General features: G+C 44.5%; 16 protein-coding genes. 15 read left to right on the top strand and 1 reads right to left on the bottom strand.

All coding sequences use genetic code 11. From position 1 onward, the window contains the following. The first annotated feature begins 308 nt into the window (after positions 1 to 308). The 10 genes from ACXAF2_RS08995 to trxB all read left to right on the top strand — a co-directional run bounded on the left by ACXAF2_RS08995 (position 309) and on the right by trxB (position 9,635). Positions 309 to 1,496, top strand: a complete 1,188-nt coding sequence (locus ACXAF2_RS08995) for an ATP phosphoribosyltransferase regulatory subunit (protein WP_475138239.1) — start codon at positions 309 to 311, stop codon at positions 1,494 to 1,496. Continuing rightward, on the top strand, positions 1,493 to 2,116 hold the full coding sequence (hisG, locus tag ACXAF2_RS08990) for an ATP phosphoribosyltransferase (RefSeq protein ID WP_148995379.1): 624 nt from the start codon (positions 1,493 to 1,495) through the stop codon (positions 2,114 to 2,116). Before ACXAF2_RS08995 ends, hisG begins: the two co-directional genes overlap by 4 nt. Before the next feature lie 122 nt (positions 2,117 to 2,238). Then, entirely contained in the window at positions 2,239 to 3,513 is a 1,275-nt protein-coding gene (hisD, locus tag ACXAF2_RS08985; RefSeq protein ID WP_475138238.1) for a histidinol dehydrogenase, read from the top strand. A 55-nt stretch (positions 3,514 to 3,568) separates the two neighbouring features. Next, positions 3,569 to 4,153 carry an imidazoleglycerol-phosphate dehydratase HisB gene (gene hisB, locus ACXAF2_RS08980; protein WP_475139165.1) on the top strand — a complete coding sequence of 195 codons (585 nt, stop codon included), beginning with the start codon at positions 3,569 to 3,571 and terminating at the stop codon, positions 4,151 to 4,153. A gap of 3 nt (positions 4,154 to 4,156) precedes the next feature. Beyond that, positions 4,157 to 4,792 (top strand): imidazole glycerol phosphate synthase subunit HisH, encoded by a 636-nt coding sequence (gene hisH, locus ACXAF2_RS08975; RefSeq protein ID WP_475138237.1) that lies wholly within the window; start codon positions 4,157 to 4,159, stop codon positions 4,790 to 4,792. Beyond that, complete coding sequence (hisA, locus tag ACXAF2_RS08970) at positions 4,789 to 5,523, top strand: 1-(5-phosphoribosyl)-5-[(5-phosphoribosylamino)methylideneamino]imidazole-4-carboxamide isomerase (RefSeq protein ID WP_475138236.1); 735 nt, start codon at positions 4,789 to 4,791, stop codon at positions 5,521 to 5,523. The genes hisH and hisA overlap by 4 nt, the downstream gene beginning before the upstream one ends. After that, positions 5,517 to 6,275, top strand: coding sequence for an imidazole glycerol phosphate synthase subunit HisF (gene hisF / locus ACXAF2_RS08965; protein WP_475138235.1), 759 nt, complete (start codon positions 5,517 to 5,519; stop codon positions 6,273 to 6,275). Before hisA ends, hisF begins: the two co-directional genes overlap by 7 nt. Continuing rightward, complete coding sequence (gene hisIE, locus ACXAF2_RS08960; RefSeq protein WP_475138234.1) at positions 6,272 to 6,901, top strand: bifunctional phosphoribosyl-AMP cyclohydrolase/phosphoribosyl-ATP diphosphatase HisIE; 630 nt, start codon at positions 6,272 to 6,274, stop codon at positions 6,899 to 6,901. Before hisF ends, hisIE begins: the two co-directional genes overlap by 4 nt. A 123-nt stretch (positions 6,902 to 7,024) precedes the next feature. Continuing rightward, positions 7,025 to 8,536, top strand: coding sequence for a tetratricopeptide repeat protein (locus ACXAF2_RS08955; protein ID WP_475138233.1), 1,512 nt, complete (start codon positions 7,025 to 7,027; stop codon positions 8,534 to 8,536). A gap of 151 nt (positions 8,537 to 8,687) precedes the next feature. Continuing rightward, entirely contained in the window at positions 8,688 to 9,635 is a 948-nt protein-coding gene (trxB, locus tag ACXAF2_RS08950) for a thioredoxin-disulfide reductase (protein ID WP_475138232.1), read from the top strand. Between the two features lie 54 nt (positions 9,636 to 9,689). Here trxB and ACXAF2_RS08945 read toward each other — a convergent pair whose 3' ends face one another. Beyond that, entirely contained in the window at positions 9,690 to 9,842 is a 153-nt protein-coding gene (locus tag ACXAF2_RS08945) for a Fur-regulated basic protein FbpA (protein ID WP_475138231.1), read from the bottom strand. A gap of 182 nt (positions 9,843 to 10,024) precedes the next feature. On the opposite strand from ACXAF2_RS08945, the gene ACXAF2_RS08940 reads away from it, so the two are divergent. The 5 genes from ACXAF2_RS08940 (at position 10,025) to ACXAF2_RS08920 (ending at position 13,982) form a co-directional block, all read left to right on the top strand. Beyond that, positions 10,025 to 10,339, top strand: a complete 315-nt coding sequence (locus tag ACXAF2_RS08940; protein WP_148995369.1) for a MerR family transcriptional regulator — start codon at positions 10,025 to 10,027, stop codon at positions 10,337 to 10,339. A 146-nt stretch (positions 10,340 to 10,485) separates the two neighbouring features. Beyond that, positions 10,486 to 11,202, top strand: coding sequence for a GDSL-type esterase/lipase family protein (locus ACXAF2_RS08935; RefSeq protein ID WP_475138230.1), 717 nt, complete (start codon positions 10,486 to 10,488; stop codon positions 11,200 to 11,202). A gap of 420 nt (positions 11,203 to 11,622) precedes the next feature. Beyond that, positions 11,623 to 12,081 carry an 8-oxo-dGTP diphosphatase gene (locus tag ACXAF2_RS08930; RefSeq protein ID WP_113970858.1) on the top strand — a complete coding sequence of 153 codons (459 nt, stop codon included), beginning with the start codon at positions 11,623 to 11,625 and terminating at the stop codon, positions 12,079 to 12,081. Positions 12,082 to 12,129: 48 nt separating this feature from the next. After that, entirely contained in the window at positions 12,130 to 13,023 is an 894-nt protein-coding gene (gene rapZ, locus ACXAF2_RS08925) for an RNase adapter RapZ (protein ID WP_113969146.1), read from the top strand. Beyond that, entirely contained in the window at positions 13,020 to 13,982 is a 963-nt protein-coding gene (locus ACXAF2_RS08920) for a gluconeogenesis factor YvcK family protein (protein ID WP_475138229.1), read from the top strand. Before rapZ ends, ACXAF2_RS08920 begins: the two co-directional genes overlap by 4 nt. The last annotated feature ends 31 nt before the right edge of the window (positions 13,983 to 14,013 follow it).

The following is a 14,013-nucleotide window of genomic DNA, read 5'->3' as shown; positions in this document are numbered from 1 at the left end:
ACCGCCCGCCCCGCGGAAAGCGAGCGCATGTAGCGGAAATCAACTACTACATGCCCAGTGAAATGACACCGATTGCAAAATGACTGTGGCAGATGACCAATGACTATGTAAGCAACGTACGCTCAACCATTCCCTCAAAAAAATCCACATATCAAACGGTTGACGAATAAAAAAAGAAACGCTACACTACAAATAACTTTATTTTATTAGCACATTAGCGAACTAAAGGATTTCTGAATAATCGAGAATTAGTAGCAATCTCCAAATCGGGGGAAAATAGATGAATTAATACGCCAAAGGTGGTTCTTATGACTAAGTTATTCATGTTCGAGAAGCCATTGGGAATGAGAGATACATTTCCTGATTTATATGAAATCAAAGATCAGACGAAAAAGAATATGGAACAGGCGATGAAGTTGTGGGGTTACAAGTTTATTGAGACTCCCAGCCTTGAATATTATGAAACCGTTGGTGAGGCATCGGCTATATTAGATCAGCAGCTATTCAAGCTTTTGGATCAACAGGGTCATACCCTTGTGTTAAGACCGGATATGACAGCGCCGATTGCAAGGATTGCTGCTTCAAAATTATTAAAGGATGAAGCACCGCTGCGACTGGCATACTCGAATTCTGTGTTCAGGGCCCAGCAGCGGGAAGGCGGGCGTCCGGCAGAATTTGAACAAGTGGGAATCGAGTGTATCGGTGATGACTCTGTCAGTGCCGACGCTGAGGTCATTGCCCTGATGGTATCGGTTTTAAAAGAAGCAGGTTTGGAACATTTCAAGATTTCCATCGGCCACATCGGATTTGTTCAGGAACTGTTCACTCAAATCGTCGGGACAGAAGAACGTGCGGATACGTTAAGAAGATATTTATATGAGAAGAATTATGTTGGATATCGTCAGCATGTCAATGAGCTGTCTCTTTCATCCATCGATAAGCAGAGGTTGTTCCGTTTCCTGCAATTGCGGGGTTCAGAAAATGTGCTGGGTGAAGCCCATTCTCTTCTAGAAGGGGAAAAAGGATTAAAGGCATTAAAACAGCTGAAAGATTTATGGAGTATTTTAAAAGATTACGAAGTGGAGCAATATGTGAAGTTCGACTTGAGTCTGGTCAGTCACATGAGTTATTATTCCGGTATTTTATTTGAAGTGTACGGGGAAAATGTAGGGTTTGCGATCGGAAATGGCGGCCGTTACGACAAGCTACTTGAAAAATTCGGGAAGAACTCCGGTGCAACAGGCTTTGGATTGCGTCTCGATTATGTGCTTGAAGCGATGCAGGTGGAGTTAACTTCGACTCTTCAGCAATGTGTGCTGTTCAGTGATGAGCGGAGGAAAGAGGCTATTGGCCTTGCTCATGAGCTGCGAAGTGAAGGAGTCAAAGTGGTGCTGCAGAACTGGAAGGGCGTAGGAGATGTGGACGAGTTTACGAAGGGCTTCAGCAATGTTCACTTCGTAGTGGGACAGGACCCGAAAGGCGGTGAAACATCATGAGTGCGCTAACCATTGCCATGCCTAAAGGCAGGATATTTGAAGAGGCCGTGGAACTATTAAGGAAGGCAGATTACAATCTGCCGCCTGAATTCGATGATTCGAGGAAGCTGATCATCGAAGTACCTCAGGAAGATTTACGATTTATCCTGGCAAAGCCCATGGATGTTCCAACCTATGTGGAGCATGGAGTCGCTGATTTGGGGATTGCCGGTAAGGACGTTATGTTGGAAGAAGAGCGGGACGTATATGAGCTCCTGGATTTACGGATCAGTGGCTGTTACTTGGCAGTCGCAGGGCTGCCGGATACAAAAATGAGTGATGTGGCACCGAAAATTGCCACGAAATATCCGAATGTTGCGTCTTCCTATTTCCGCGAGCAGGGTGAGCAGGTGGAAATCATCAAACTAAACGGTTCCATAGAGCTTGCTCCATTAATCGGACTTGCTGACCGCATCGTTGATATCGTCTCAACGGGAAGAACCCTGAAAGAAAATGGTCTGGTGGAATATGAAACCATCGTTAACATCACCTCCAGACTCATCGTCAACCCCGTCAGCTACCGAATGAAAGACGAAAAAATCGAAGACCTCGTCACCCGGCTGACACGCATCATCGGATAAGAGGGACGGACCTTGCCTGAAGCAGGTCGATACTGGGATATCAACACTAATAAAGAGACTCTGAGGTTCGGATGCTTGTTAAATCAGGCAAGGTCCGTCCCTCTCGAAGGCTGGTGAAAGGTATGAAGATTGTTAAGGATATAAGTGGAGCGTCGATTAAGCGCTCGGTCGACAGTGGTACGGAGGAGCAGCGAAGAGCGGTTCAGGGGATTATTTCTTCGGTGCAGAAAAATGGTGACCTGGCAGTCCGTGAGTATACGGAGAAATTTGATAGGGTTCAATTAGAGAACTACAAAGTTTCCCAGAGTGAAATTGAGGAAGCCTTCGCTTCTCTGGATTCTGAGATGATCTCCATCATTGAAGAAGCAGCGGATAATATCCGTGACTTTCATGAGAAACAGAAAAGGTCTTCTTGGTTTACAACGAAAGAGGATGGGACCATGCTTGGTCAAAAGCTGACGCCCCTTGATTCAGTCGGCGTGTACGTGCCGGGTGGGACGGCTGCGTATCCTTCCTCTGTATTGATGAATGTGCTGCCTGCTAAAGTCGCCGGAGTCCAACGAATCACGATGGTTTCTCCGCCTGGAAAGGATGGGAAGCTATCACCCGGCGTGCTGGTTGCAGCGAAAATTGCCGGAGTGGAAGACATCTTTAAAGTCGGCGGTGCCCAAGCCGTAGCCGCACTGGCATATGGAACTGAATCCATCACTCCCGTGGATAAAATAACTGGACCGGGGAACATTTATGTCGCCTTGGCAAAACGCGAAGTATTCGGAGATGTAGATATTGATATGATCGCCGGCCCGAGTGAAATCGTGATTCTGGCCGATAAGCATCAGCGTGCAGATGAAATTGCCGCTGACCTTCTTTCACAGGCAGAGCATGACGTGTTTGCCTCTGCCGTTCTCGTGACGAATTCGTCTGCATTGGCAGAAGAGGTATCCTTACAGGTAGAACGACAGCTCTCTTCCCTTCCAAGAGAAGACATTGCCCGGCAGTCCATCAGTGATTTCGGGGCCATCTACGTGACGAGAGATATAGAAGAAGGCATTGATGTTGTGAATCAACTCGCAGCGGAGCATTTAGAGATATTAACGGAGAATCCGTTTGAAACGATGGCGAAAATCCGTCATGCCGGAGCGATTTTCCTTGGCCGATACAGTTCCGAGCCTGTAGGTGATTACTTTGCAGGGCCGAATCACGTACTCCCTACGAACGGGACAGCGCGTTTTTCAAGTCCATTAAACGTAGATGAATTTATGAAGAAGACAAGTGTCATTTCATATAGTGAAACAGCACTGCAGCAAAATTATCAAAAAATCGCAAAACTTGCCCGCTTGGAAGGTCTCGAAGCCCATGCAAGGGCAGTGGAGATTCGGTTCGATAAAGAAAAATAGGGAAGAGGGACGGACCTCTGCAGAGGTCCGTCCCTCCAATTAGGAGGACATCATGGTGAGAAGTGCAGAGATTGTGCGAAAGACGAATGAGACGGACATTCGCTTGAATTTTGGAATCGATGGTGAGGGGAACGCTAAAGTAGAGACAGGCGTCCCATTCATGAGTCATATGCTGGATTTATTCATTAAACATGGACAATTTGATTGTACGATCGAGGCCAATGGCGATATTGAAGTGGATGACCATCACACTACTGAAGATATCGGCATTTGCTTGGGGCAGGCGTTACTTGAGTCACTGGGAGACAAAAAAGGGATCAAGCGTTACGGCTCAGCCATGGTTCCCATGGATGAAGCCCTTGCCCAAGTCGTGGTGGACCTGAGTAATCGTCCTCACCTCGAGTTTCGTGCAGAACTTCCAAGTCAGAAAGTCGGGACCTTCGATACGGAACTGGTTCATGAATTCCTTTGGAAGCTTGCTCTTGAAGCACGAATGAATCTTCATGTCATCGTTCATTATGGTCACAATACCCACCATATCATTGAAGCGATCTTTAAAGCACTGGGACGTGCCCTGGATGAAGCAACCACGATCGATCCAAGGGTAAAAGGGGTTCCGTCAACGAAGGGAATGTTATAGTTCATGATCGGTATTGTAGACTATGGGATGGGGAATCTGTTCAGCGTCAGTAAAGCACTCGAACGATTGAACGTTCCTTATTTTATCAGTGATCAACAAGAGAAATTACTGAACGCAGATGGGTTGATATTACCTGGAGTGGGAGCATTTAAAGATGCTATGAACCTTCTGGAAACGACTCATTTAAAAGAAACCATCCTTACTTTTGCCCAAAGCGGAAAGCCGCTCATGGGAATTTGTTTAGGCATGCAGCTTCTTTTTGAAGAAAGTAAAGAGAATGGGTCAACAAAAGGATTGGCTCTTCTACCAGGTGAGGTGCTTCACATCCCGAAAGAGGACAGCCAGGGAAACTCATTCAAAGTCCCTCACATGGGCTGGAATCTTCTGCGTTACCAAAATAAATCCCCTCTTTTAGAAGGGTTATCAGAAGGCTATGTGTACTTCGTTCACTCCTATTATGTGCACGAAGGATCCAAGGACGTGATAGCGGCAAGTGCTGACTATGCAGGAGTTGAAATCCCTGCCGTGGTGAGTCGGGAAAATATATACGGAATGCAGTTTCATCCTGAAAAAAGCGGAGAGCTTGGAATGAAACTGTTAGAAAACTTTACAAAACGAGTGAAGGAGGCGGTCTCATGAGTTTTACGATTTATCCAGCCATCGATATGCGGGGCGGAAAGTGCGTTCGTCTTGTTCAAGGTGACTATAATCAAGAAACGGTTTATGGAGACTCTCCGTTTGATATGGCGAAGAAATTCGCCGATGAAGGGGCCGAGTGGATTCACATGGTAGATCTTGATGGGGCAAAGGAAGGCTCACGGATCAATGATGAATTCGTGATCGCCGTTGCAGAAAAGCTGGATGCCAAAGTGCAGATTGGTGGAGGTATCCGCTCCAAAGAGGATATCGAGCACTATTTAAGCCGGGGCGTCGACCGTGTCATCATTGGAAGTATAGCGGTTTCCAATACTGAATTAGTAAAGGAATGGCTTGTGGAATATGGTGATAAGATTGCCATCGGACTTGATGCAAAGGATGGCTATGTGGCAACTCATGGCTGGTTGGAAACCTCTGCGCTTAAAGCTGTCGATCTTGGAAAAGAATTGGCTGAAGCCGGCGCGGAGACGTTCATTTTCACCGATATTGCCACAGACGGAATGCTATCTGGTCCCAATGTTGAAGCGGTTGTCGATCTTGCCGAACAAACCGGGAAATCAGTGATTGCGTCTGGAGGCATTAGCTCACTTGAAGATTTGAAGACATTAAAGCAATACGAAAATCAAGGCGTCTCCGGTGCGATTTGCGGAAAATCACTTTATACAGGAAAGTTCACGGTGAGCGAGGCAATAAACGAGGTGAAAACATGTTAACGAAACGGATTGTCCCGTGTCTGGACGTAAAGGATGGACGAGTGGTAAAAGGCATTCAGTTCGTGGAGCTGCGAGATGCGGGAGATCCCGTTGAGCTTGCTAAAGTGTACGATGAGCAAGGTGCCGATGAACTCGTCTTTCTGGATATTTCAGCCTCACATGAAGGTCGGAAAACGATGGTGGAAGTCGTGCAGCATGTAGCGGCGGAATTGGCGATCCCTTTTACAGTAGGTGGAGGGATTAACTCAGTAGAAGATATGAAAGCCATCCTTCGCGCAGGGGCTGACAAGGTTTCTCTTAACACAGCAGCCGTCCTGCGTCCTGAGCTTGTCCGTGAAGGAGCCGATTACTTTGGATCTCAATGTATCGTAGTGGCCATCGATGCCAAATTTGATGAAGAGAGCAAAGGTTGGAAAGTTTATACCCATGGAGGCAGAAAGCTGAAAGACCTGGATGCCGTTGAATGGGCGAAGGAAGTCGAATCACTCGGTGCGGGAGAAATCTTGTTAACGAGCATGGATAGCGATGGAGAGAAGCAGGGGTTCAATCTGGCCCTGACGAAGGCAGTCAGCGAAGCGGTTTCGATTCCGGTGATTGCTTCAGGCGGTGCAGGAAATGCCGTGCACTTCAAGGAAGTTTTCACCGAAGGCAAAGCCGATGCGGCCCTTGCAGCCTCCATCTTTCACTATAAAGAAACGAGCGTTGAAGAAGTAAAGAGCTACTTAAGAGAGCAGGAGGTGCATGTACGATGACAAATGAAAATTGGACCGCATCCGTGAAGTACGATGATAAAGGATTGGTACCTGCCATCATCCAGGACGCTTCGACAAAAGAAGTTTTAACACTGGCCTATATGAATGAAACGTCTCTCAAGAAAACGGTTGAGACGGGAGAAACGTGGTTTTACTCCCGTTCACGCCAGGAGCTGTGGCATAAAGGTGAGACAAGCGGGAACACCCAAACCGTCAAAAACATCACATGGGATTGTGATAAAGACGCCCTCCTTGTCCTCGTCGATAAAAAAGGCCCTGCGTGTCATAAAGGGGAAGAAAGCTGCTTCCATGAAGAAGTATATGGTGAGGAAAAATCATCAACAGAAAATATCCTTCTCACTCTGGAGAAACTCATTGAAAACCGTGAAATCGAGAGGCCAGAGGGAGCGTACACTACCTACCTTTTTGAAGAAGGTGTAGACAAAATCCTTAAAAAAGTAGGCGAAGAGGCGTCAGAAGTGATCATTGCGGCGAAAAACAGAGACAGTGAAGAACTGAAATGGGAAGTCGCCGACCTGTTCTACCACGTCCTCGTCCTATTAAGAGAGCAAAAACTTCCACTCGAAAATGTATTGGAAGTCCTTGTGGAACGTCATAATAAATAACTCCCTGAGGGACGGACCTTCGCGCACGCGCAAAGGTCCGTCCCTCAAAATATGGTAGTTTAGTACAGGGGTATTGTATGATATACTACTGTAGTTATACTATGAACGTTTCGGAGGACTTTGATGAGAAAAGGGTCAAAATTAGGTAGTGAGCAAGCGAAAGTGTTGTCTTTTGTCCCGACTGGCGAGTATTACTACAACAAAGGGATGAAGGCTTATCAACGTCGAGAGCTTAAGAAATCGTTAAAATATTTAAATAGAGCATTTCAATTAGAACCAGTAGAACCGATGATTGCCTGTCAATTATCGATTGTGTATACAGAACTTGGTGAATACAAGCGTTCCAATGATTTATTGCATCAAATTTTGGATGATCTGGATCCCCGCATGGCAGAGTGTCATTATTTTCTGGCCAATAATTATGCCCATTTAGGTTTATTTAAAGAGGCGTACGAACAGGTTTCAGCTTATCTTGACAAAGAAGAATATGGTGAATTCGTTGAGGATGCAGAAGACTTATTAGAGCTTCTGGAGCTTGATTCCGATCTGATTGTGGACGATTTATACGAGCATGATGAGCTCATCGTCCAACAGGAGAAAGCAAGAGATCTTCTAGAGTCCGGGCATTTTCAAAAAGCCGTGGAAACTTTACAGAAGGTCATTGAAGATTATCCGGAATTCTGGTCAGCTTATAATAATTTAGCACTTGCCTACTTCTATTTAGGAGAAGTCGATCAGGCAGCTGCTACGTTGGAAGAGGTGCTGGAGAAGAATCCTGGAAATCTTCATGCCCTGTGCAATACGGCTGTTTTTTATTTCTATCAAAAGCGTCATGACGAGCTGGATGAATTGATCCAGGGTCTTGAGAAGGTCCGTCCCTTACTTCATGAGCATCGTTACAAGCTGGGGGCTACGTTTGCGCTTGTTGGTCATTCGAAGCGGGCTTATGATTGGTTGAAGTCCCTTCAGAAGATTGGCTTTGAGGGCGATGCGAGCTTCTATTATTGGCTGTCGTATTCTGCTTATGAAACGGGTCATGAGGATACAGCCCGTAATGCGTGGAAAAGGGTATTGGAAATCAACCCAGAAAAAGAAGGACTCGAGCCTTGGAACGATAAAAAGCAGGATGAGGGGTTTGAAAATCACGTCACATCGATATTGAAGAAGCTTCAAAGTGAATATACCGAAGAGAAATTATTCGGTCTGTTTCTAACGTCTATTTCGGATAATCAGAGAGCCATCCTCACGCATGCTGACTTTTGTGATGTGGAGGACCTGTCCATTGTCGAAAAGGTTTATTTAGCACAAGTGTTAAACAGCAACGGAAACAGCTCGATTAAAGTGAACCAGGAGATTCAGAATATGCATCAAGTGGCTCTGCACCTTTATGGGGATCATCGTCCGATCACAAGCGTGGAGTCCGGATTGTTCCTTACTTGGTTTACGATCGCATACAGAGGCATAAAAGAACGGGAAACCTTCAAGAATGCTAAAGCTTTTGCAGCGGCAACAGAATTCGTATGGAATCGGCTGCGAAATGAAAAGGTCACGAAGAAGCAGCTTTGTGATCGATTCAATTTATCTGCAAGTACACTGACAAAATATATCTCAGTCGTTGAAAGTTACCTTCCGTGAGCATATTTTTGGACGATGAGACCCTATTTTTTATAGGATAGGTGTAGGAAGTTAATACTATGGATGGAAGGCTCAAGCACCATTACTACCTCTAACCATAGTATTTTAATAAAGAATATGCTTACGACTGTTTCGGAAGGAGAATGTCATCATGTCTGAAGAAAAAATCTATGATGTAATCATTGCAGGTGCAGGCCCTGCAGGTATGACTGCAGCTGTTTATACGTCACGTGCAAGTCTTTCAACGCTTATGCTTGAAAGAGGAGTACCAGGCGGACAAATGGCGAATACGGAAGAAGTGGAGAACTACCCGGGCTTCGACCATATTCTGGGACCTGATCTTTCTAATAAAATGTTTGATCATGCGAAGAAATTCGGTGCGGAATACGCATACGGAGACATTAAAGAAATCGTTGACGGAGAAGAGTTTAAAGTTGTCAAAACCGGTTCGAAAGAATTCAAAGCCCGTGCCGTGATCATCACAACGGGTGCAGAGTACAAAAAAATCGGTGTACCTGGTGAGAAAGAGCTTGGCGGACGCGGAGTTTCTTACTGTGCAGTATGTGACGGAGCATTCTTTAAAGGAAAAGACCTTGTTGTTGTAGGTGGAGGAGACTCTGCTGTAGAAGAAGGGGTTTACCTGACAAGATTCGCTAACAAAGTAACGATCGTTCACCGTCGCGATGAGCTACGTGCTCAAAAGATCCTGCAACAGCGTGCCTTTGATAACGAAAAAGTTGATTTCATCTGGAACCATACGGTGAAAGAAATCAACGACAAAGATGGCAAAGTGGGAAGTGTGACCCTTGTATCCACTGAAAATGGAGAAGAAACTGATTTCCAGGCTGATGGTGTCTTCATCTACATCGGAATGCTTCCGCTAACGAAGCCGTTTGCTAACCTTGCAATCATCAACTCTGAAGGTTACATTGAAACAAACGAACAAATGGAAACAAAGGTTCCAGGAATCTTTGCAGCCGGTGATGTCCGCGAAAAACAACTTCGCCAAATCGTGACAGCAACGGGTGACGGCAGTATCGCCGCTCAAACGGCTCAGCATTATATCGAAGAGCTGAAAGAGAAGGTCAAAAACGGTTAATCAAGAAAGCCTTACGAAAGGGAGCTTCCCTTCGTAAGGCTTTTTTTGTTGAATTCAACTTTTCTTATGCTTATTAAACACATACACCAACTCCGACAGCGTCAGCTTCTTCAACCCCTCATCACATGGCTTGTAAACACCAGCTTCTACTAACCGACGAATAAATTGCTGCCTCTGTCGTTCAACGGCATCACGTAAAAATGGCATCCAGGTTCACTCCTTTTGGATTGTTATCCATAGTGTAGGGGGATTTTGAATATAAATCTGCTACTTCGTTAAGTTTTCTTCCAATTTAGAATTCTTTGTCAGGTTTTCTAACATAATAGTCCAAATCCGTTAGAGGGACATGTATAATCAATATATTCCCTGCTCAGGAGGATGAGGAGAACGTGGATAATGAACCTTCCTATAAGGATAAAAAAGTGATATCAATTGGTGTCGTCAGTGAATTGACCGGATTAACCGAGAGAAAGATTCGTTATTACGAAGAGAAGAATCTGATCTTTCCACAGCGTTCCAATCGGGGATATCGCAAATACTCCTTTTCCGACGTGGAACGATTAATGGACATTGCCGACCAGCGAGAAGAAGGGGTCACCACGAAAGAGATCAAACATGAACTATCGAGAAAAGAGAGAAAAGAAGCGAAACAAAAAATGATAAGAGGTCAGCTCAATGCGCGGTTCGGGGTTCAGAAGAAATAAGGGGACGGACCTCTGGAGTGGATGAAATGAAGAACGGTGTGATTGTCCGATAACTTCCATAAATAAACAGGAGTACAACCCTCTAAAAAGGGAATAAGCAACATGATGAAAGTCATCCTAGTTTATTTCGGAAGGTCGGATCATGAATGAAAATATGGAAAATCGTTTCTTTAGTAGCACTGTTTGCCCTTATCCCCATCGTGTATTTTAGTTTTTTTGCCGATGAGACCAAGTCATCATCTAAGAAGCGGGTGATTGCATTGGGAGATTCCCTCACCTATGGGTATGGGGATAAAAAAGAAGCGGGTTATATTGGACGTTTAGAAGAGAAGGTAAATAAAGAGCATACAAAGATATCATATAGCTTTCAAAACCTCGGAGTGCCGGGACAGCAATCGGATCAGCTCTTGGGACAGATTGTAAAACCAGAGGTAGCAGAAGATTTAAGTGAAGCGGATGTGTTTATCATAAACATCGGGACCAATGATTTGATTAAAAACAATGGTGGAGATTTATTTCCTCTTCATCATGATGAGATTGTTGAGGCCAAAAAGGATTACCTCGACCACTTGGATAAAATCTTAAACATCGTTGGAACCGCCAATAAAGATGCCGACATCATCGTATTAGGTTTGTACAATCCTTATCCAGATAAAGATAGTGATAAAATTGAGGCATACGTGGACGATTGGAATGAATCCATGATAAAAGAAGCCGAAAAACATGAGAACGTGAAGTACGTCTCAACGAATCCTTTATTTAAAGGGAAATCCAAGGAAAACTATTTCCATGATTCCCTTCATCCAAATGGTAAAGGGTACGAATTACTTGCAGATCAAATCATGAAAAACTATAAATTTTAACCCTGAAATGACAATGTTCAACAGAATCTGTGAAGTTTCGCAAATCTGTCGTGATACATTAACAATTCCGTAATACCGTTTTAAATCTGTTGTAACACTAGTGAAACAATTTTCGGGTAATATAAATAATAAGAAATTGACCCCCTTTTAAGTAATAAATCCCGTAGACGACACAGGACTCGCCTGTGTCTATTTTTTTTGCTTTTTCCCCTGTTATAGTGCCACCCCTATATCTGTACCTATCCTCTTCTTGTAGAAACATGTCCCAATATCTTTCGATTTCAATCGACATCCTTCAAACAGCAAGCCAAGACATTGTAGCTTGTCTTCAATCATAGTATAATATAAGGAATGAGAATGACTGAAAGTGGGACTAATGTATTCATTGGCTCCCTAATCATCAAGATTGAGGTGAAGGCAGTGCAACGTGTCACAAATTGTTTATATCTGGATGGAGACAAAGTGCTCCTTCTCCAAAAGCCAAGAAGGAATTGGTGGGTCGCTCCAGGTGGGAAAATGGAGTCCGGCGAATCAATCCGGGATGCTGTCATTCGTGAGTATCGTGAGGAAACGGGCATCTATTTAAAGAATCCTGATTTGAAAGGTGTCTTTACGTTCATTATTAAAGAAGGCGATCAGATTAAATCGGAGTGGATGATGTTTTCTTTCTTTGCAACCGAAGCGGATGGGGTCAACCTTCAGGAATCGGAAGAAGGTAAGATTAAATGGCATCCGATCGAGGATATTAAGGACCTTCCGATGGCTGAAGGAGATTATCATATTCTGGACTACCTCTTACACGGAAAGAATACGATTTATGGAACGTTTACCTATACTCCTGATTTCAAGTTATTGTCTTATCGATTAGATCCAAGTTGATCAACAAACTTTTCATATACAACATTACGATAAAAGTGGGGGAAGAGTATGAGTACAGGTTCTACAAACGATGTTCAATTAGTAATCATAACAGGGATGTCCGGAGCCGGTAAGACGGTTGCCATTCAGAGCTTCGAGGATTTAGGATTCTTCTGTGTGGACAATCTGCCGCCGACTCTTCTGCCAAAATTTTTGGAACTGATGAAAGAGTCCGGTAATAAAATGAATAAGGTCGCCCTTGTGATGGACCTTAGGGGAAGGGAATTCTTTGATCATCTATTTAAAGCATTGGATGAATTAGCGGAAACCTCCTGGGTGACACCGCAGGTTTTATATCTTGATGCAGATGATTCCTCTCTTGTCAGACGATACAAGGAAACGCGCCGTTCTCACCCACTCGCTCCTTCAGGTCTGCCTCTTGAAGGGATTCGTCAGGAGAGAGAGTTACTTGAAGAACTAAAAGGACGTGCGCAGTTAATATATACAACTTCAACCATGAAGCCAAGGGAGCTTCGGGAAAAGATTCTAACGGAATTCTCGGTGAACAAGAAGACGATTTTCACGGTGAATGTCGTGTCTTTCGGTTTCAAGCATGGTATCCCGATCGATGCTGATTTGGTGTTTGATGTACGCTTCCTTCCAAATCCTCACTATATTGATCATATGAGACCGAAAACGGGGTTGGATGAAGAAGTGTCCACTTACGTATTGAAATGGAATGAAACGAATAAATTCATCGAGAAAGTAACCGATTTATTGTCGTTCATGCTTCCTCAATACAAGCGGGAAGGAAAGAGCCAGCTTGTGGTAGCGATAGGATGCACAGGCGGGCAGCACCGATCGGTTGCATTAGCAGAGTATCTTGGCCATCATTTTGAAAATGACTATCAAACGAAAATTTCTCATCGGGATATTCAGAAGAGAAAGGGTCTAACAACATGACACATACACCCAAGGTCGTCGTGATCGGAGGAGGAACGGGATTACCTGTCCTTCTTCGGGGTCTGAAACGGCACCCTATTGATATTTCGGCCATTGTCACTGTCGCTGATGACGGTGGCAGCTCAGGTCGTTTGCGTGACAGCCTGGATATTCCTCCCCCGGGAGATATACGGAATGTCCTGGCTGCTCTTTCAGAAGTGGAGCCACTGGTGGAACAAATGTTTCAGCATCGATTTGAAACAACGAATGAACTTTCCGGTCATGCTTTAGGGAACTTGATTATTGCAGCCCTTGCTTCCATTACAGGTGATTTTGTCCATGCGATTCAGGAAATGAGCAGGGTATTGAACGTGAAGGGGAAGGTGCTGCCTTCAGCAAATCAAAGCGTCATCTTAAAGGCAGAGATGGAGGATGGAACGATTGTCACAGGAGAATCGACCATTCCAAAAGCCGGGAAGAAGATTAAAAGAGTCTTCTTAAAGCCGGATAGCATCAAGCCACTTGGTGAAACCTTACGGGCCATCAAGGAAGCCGACTTAATTGTGATGGGTCCGGGAAGCCTATATACTAGTATTTTACCGAATCTTCTTGTTCCGGGTATTGGCGATGCTGTATGCAGGGCGAAAGCGAAGAAAATGTATATTTGCAATATCATGACCCAGGCAGGGGAAACGTTGGATTACTCAGCAAGTGACCATGTAAAGGCATTATATGATCATTTGGAAGCACCAAGTATTGATTATATCCTGGTCAACAAAAAGCAGGTACCCGATGAGGTGCAGGCCCGATATAATGAAGAACAAGCAAGCCCGGTCCACTTTGATGTGGATAAATTGAAATCCATGGGCTTAGAAGTGATTGCAGAAGAGATTCTCTCCTATGACAACCATCTTGTTCGTCATAACACGGAGAAGGTCGCTGATATCATATATTCTTATCTTAAAAAATCAACCAGCTAAACGACAAAAATTTCTTTTGTATAAGGTTGTG

It is taken from the genome of Rossellomorea sp. ABR4_004, assembly GCF_056159585.1.
The sequence above is the reverse complement of the archived record's forward strand: the minus strand, read 5'-3'. Positions and strand labels throughout refer to the sequence as shown.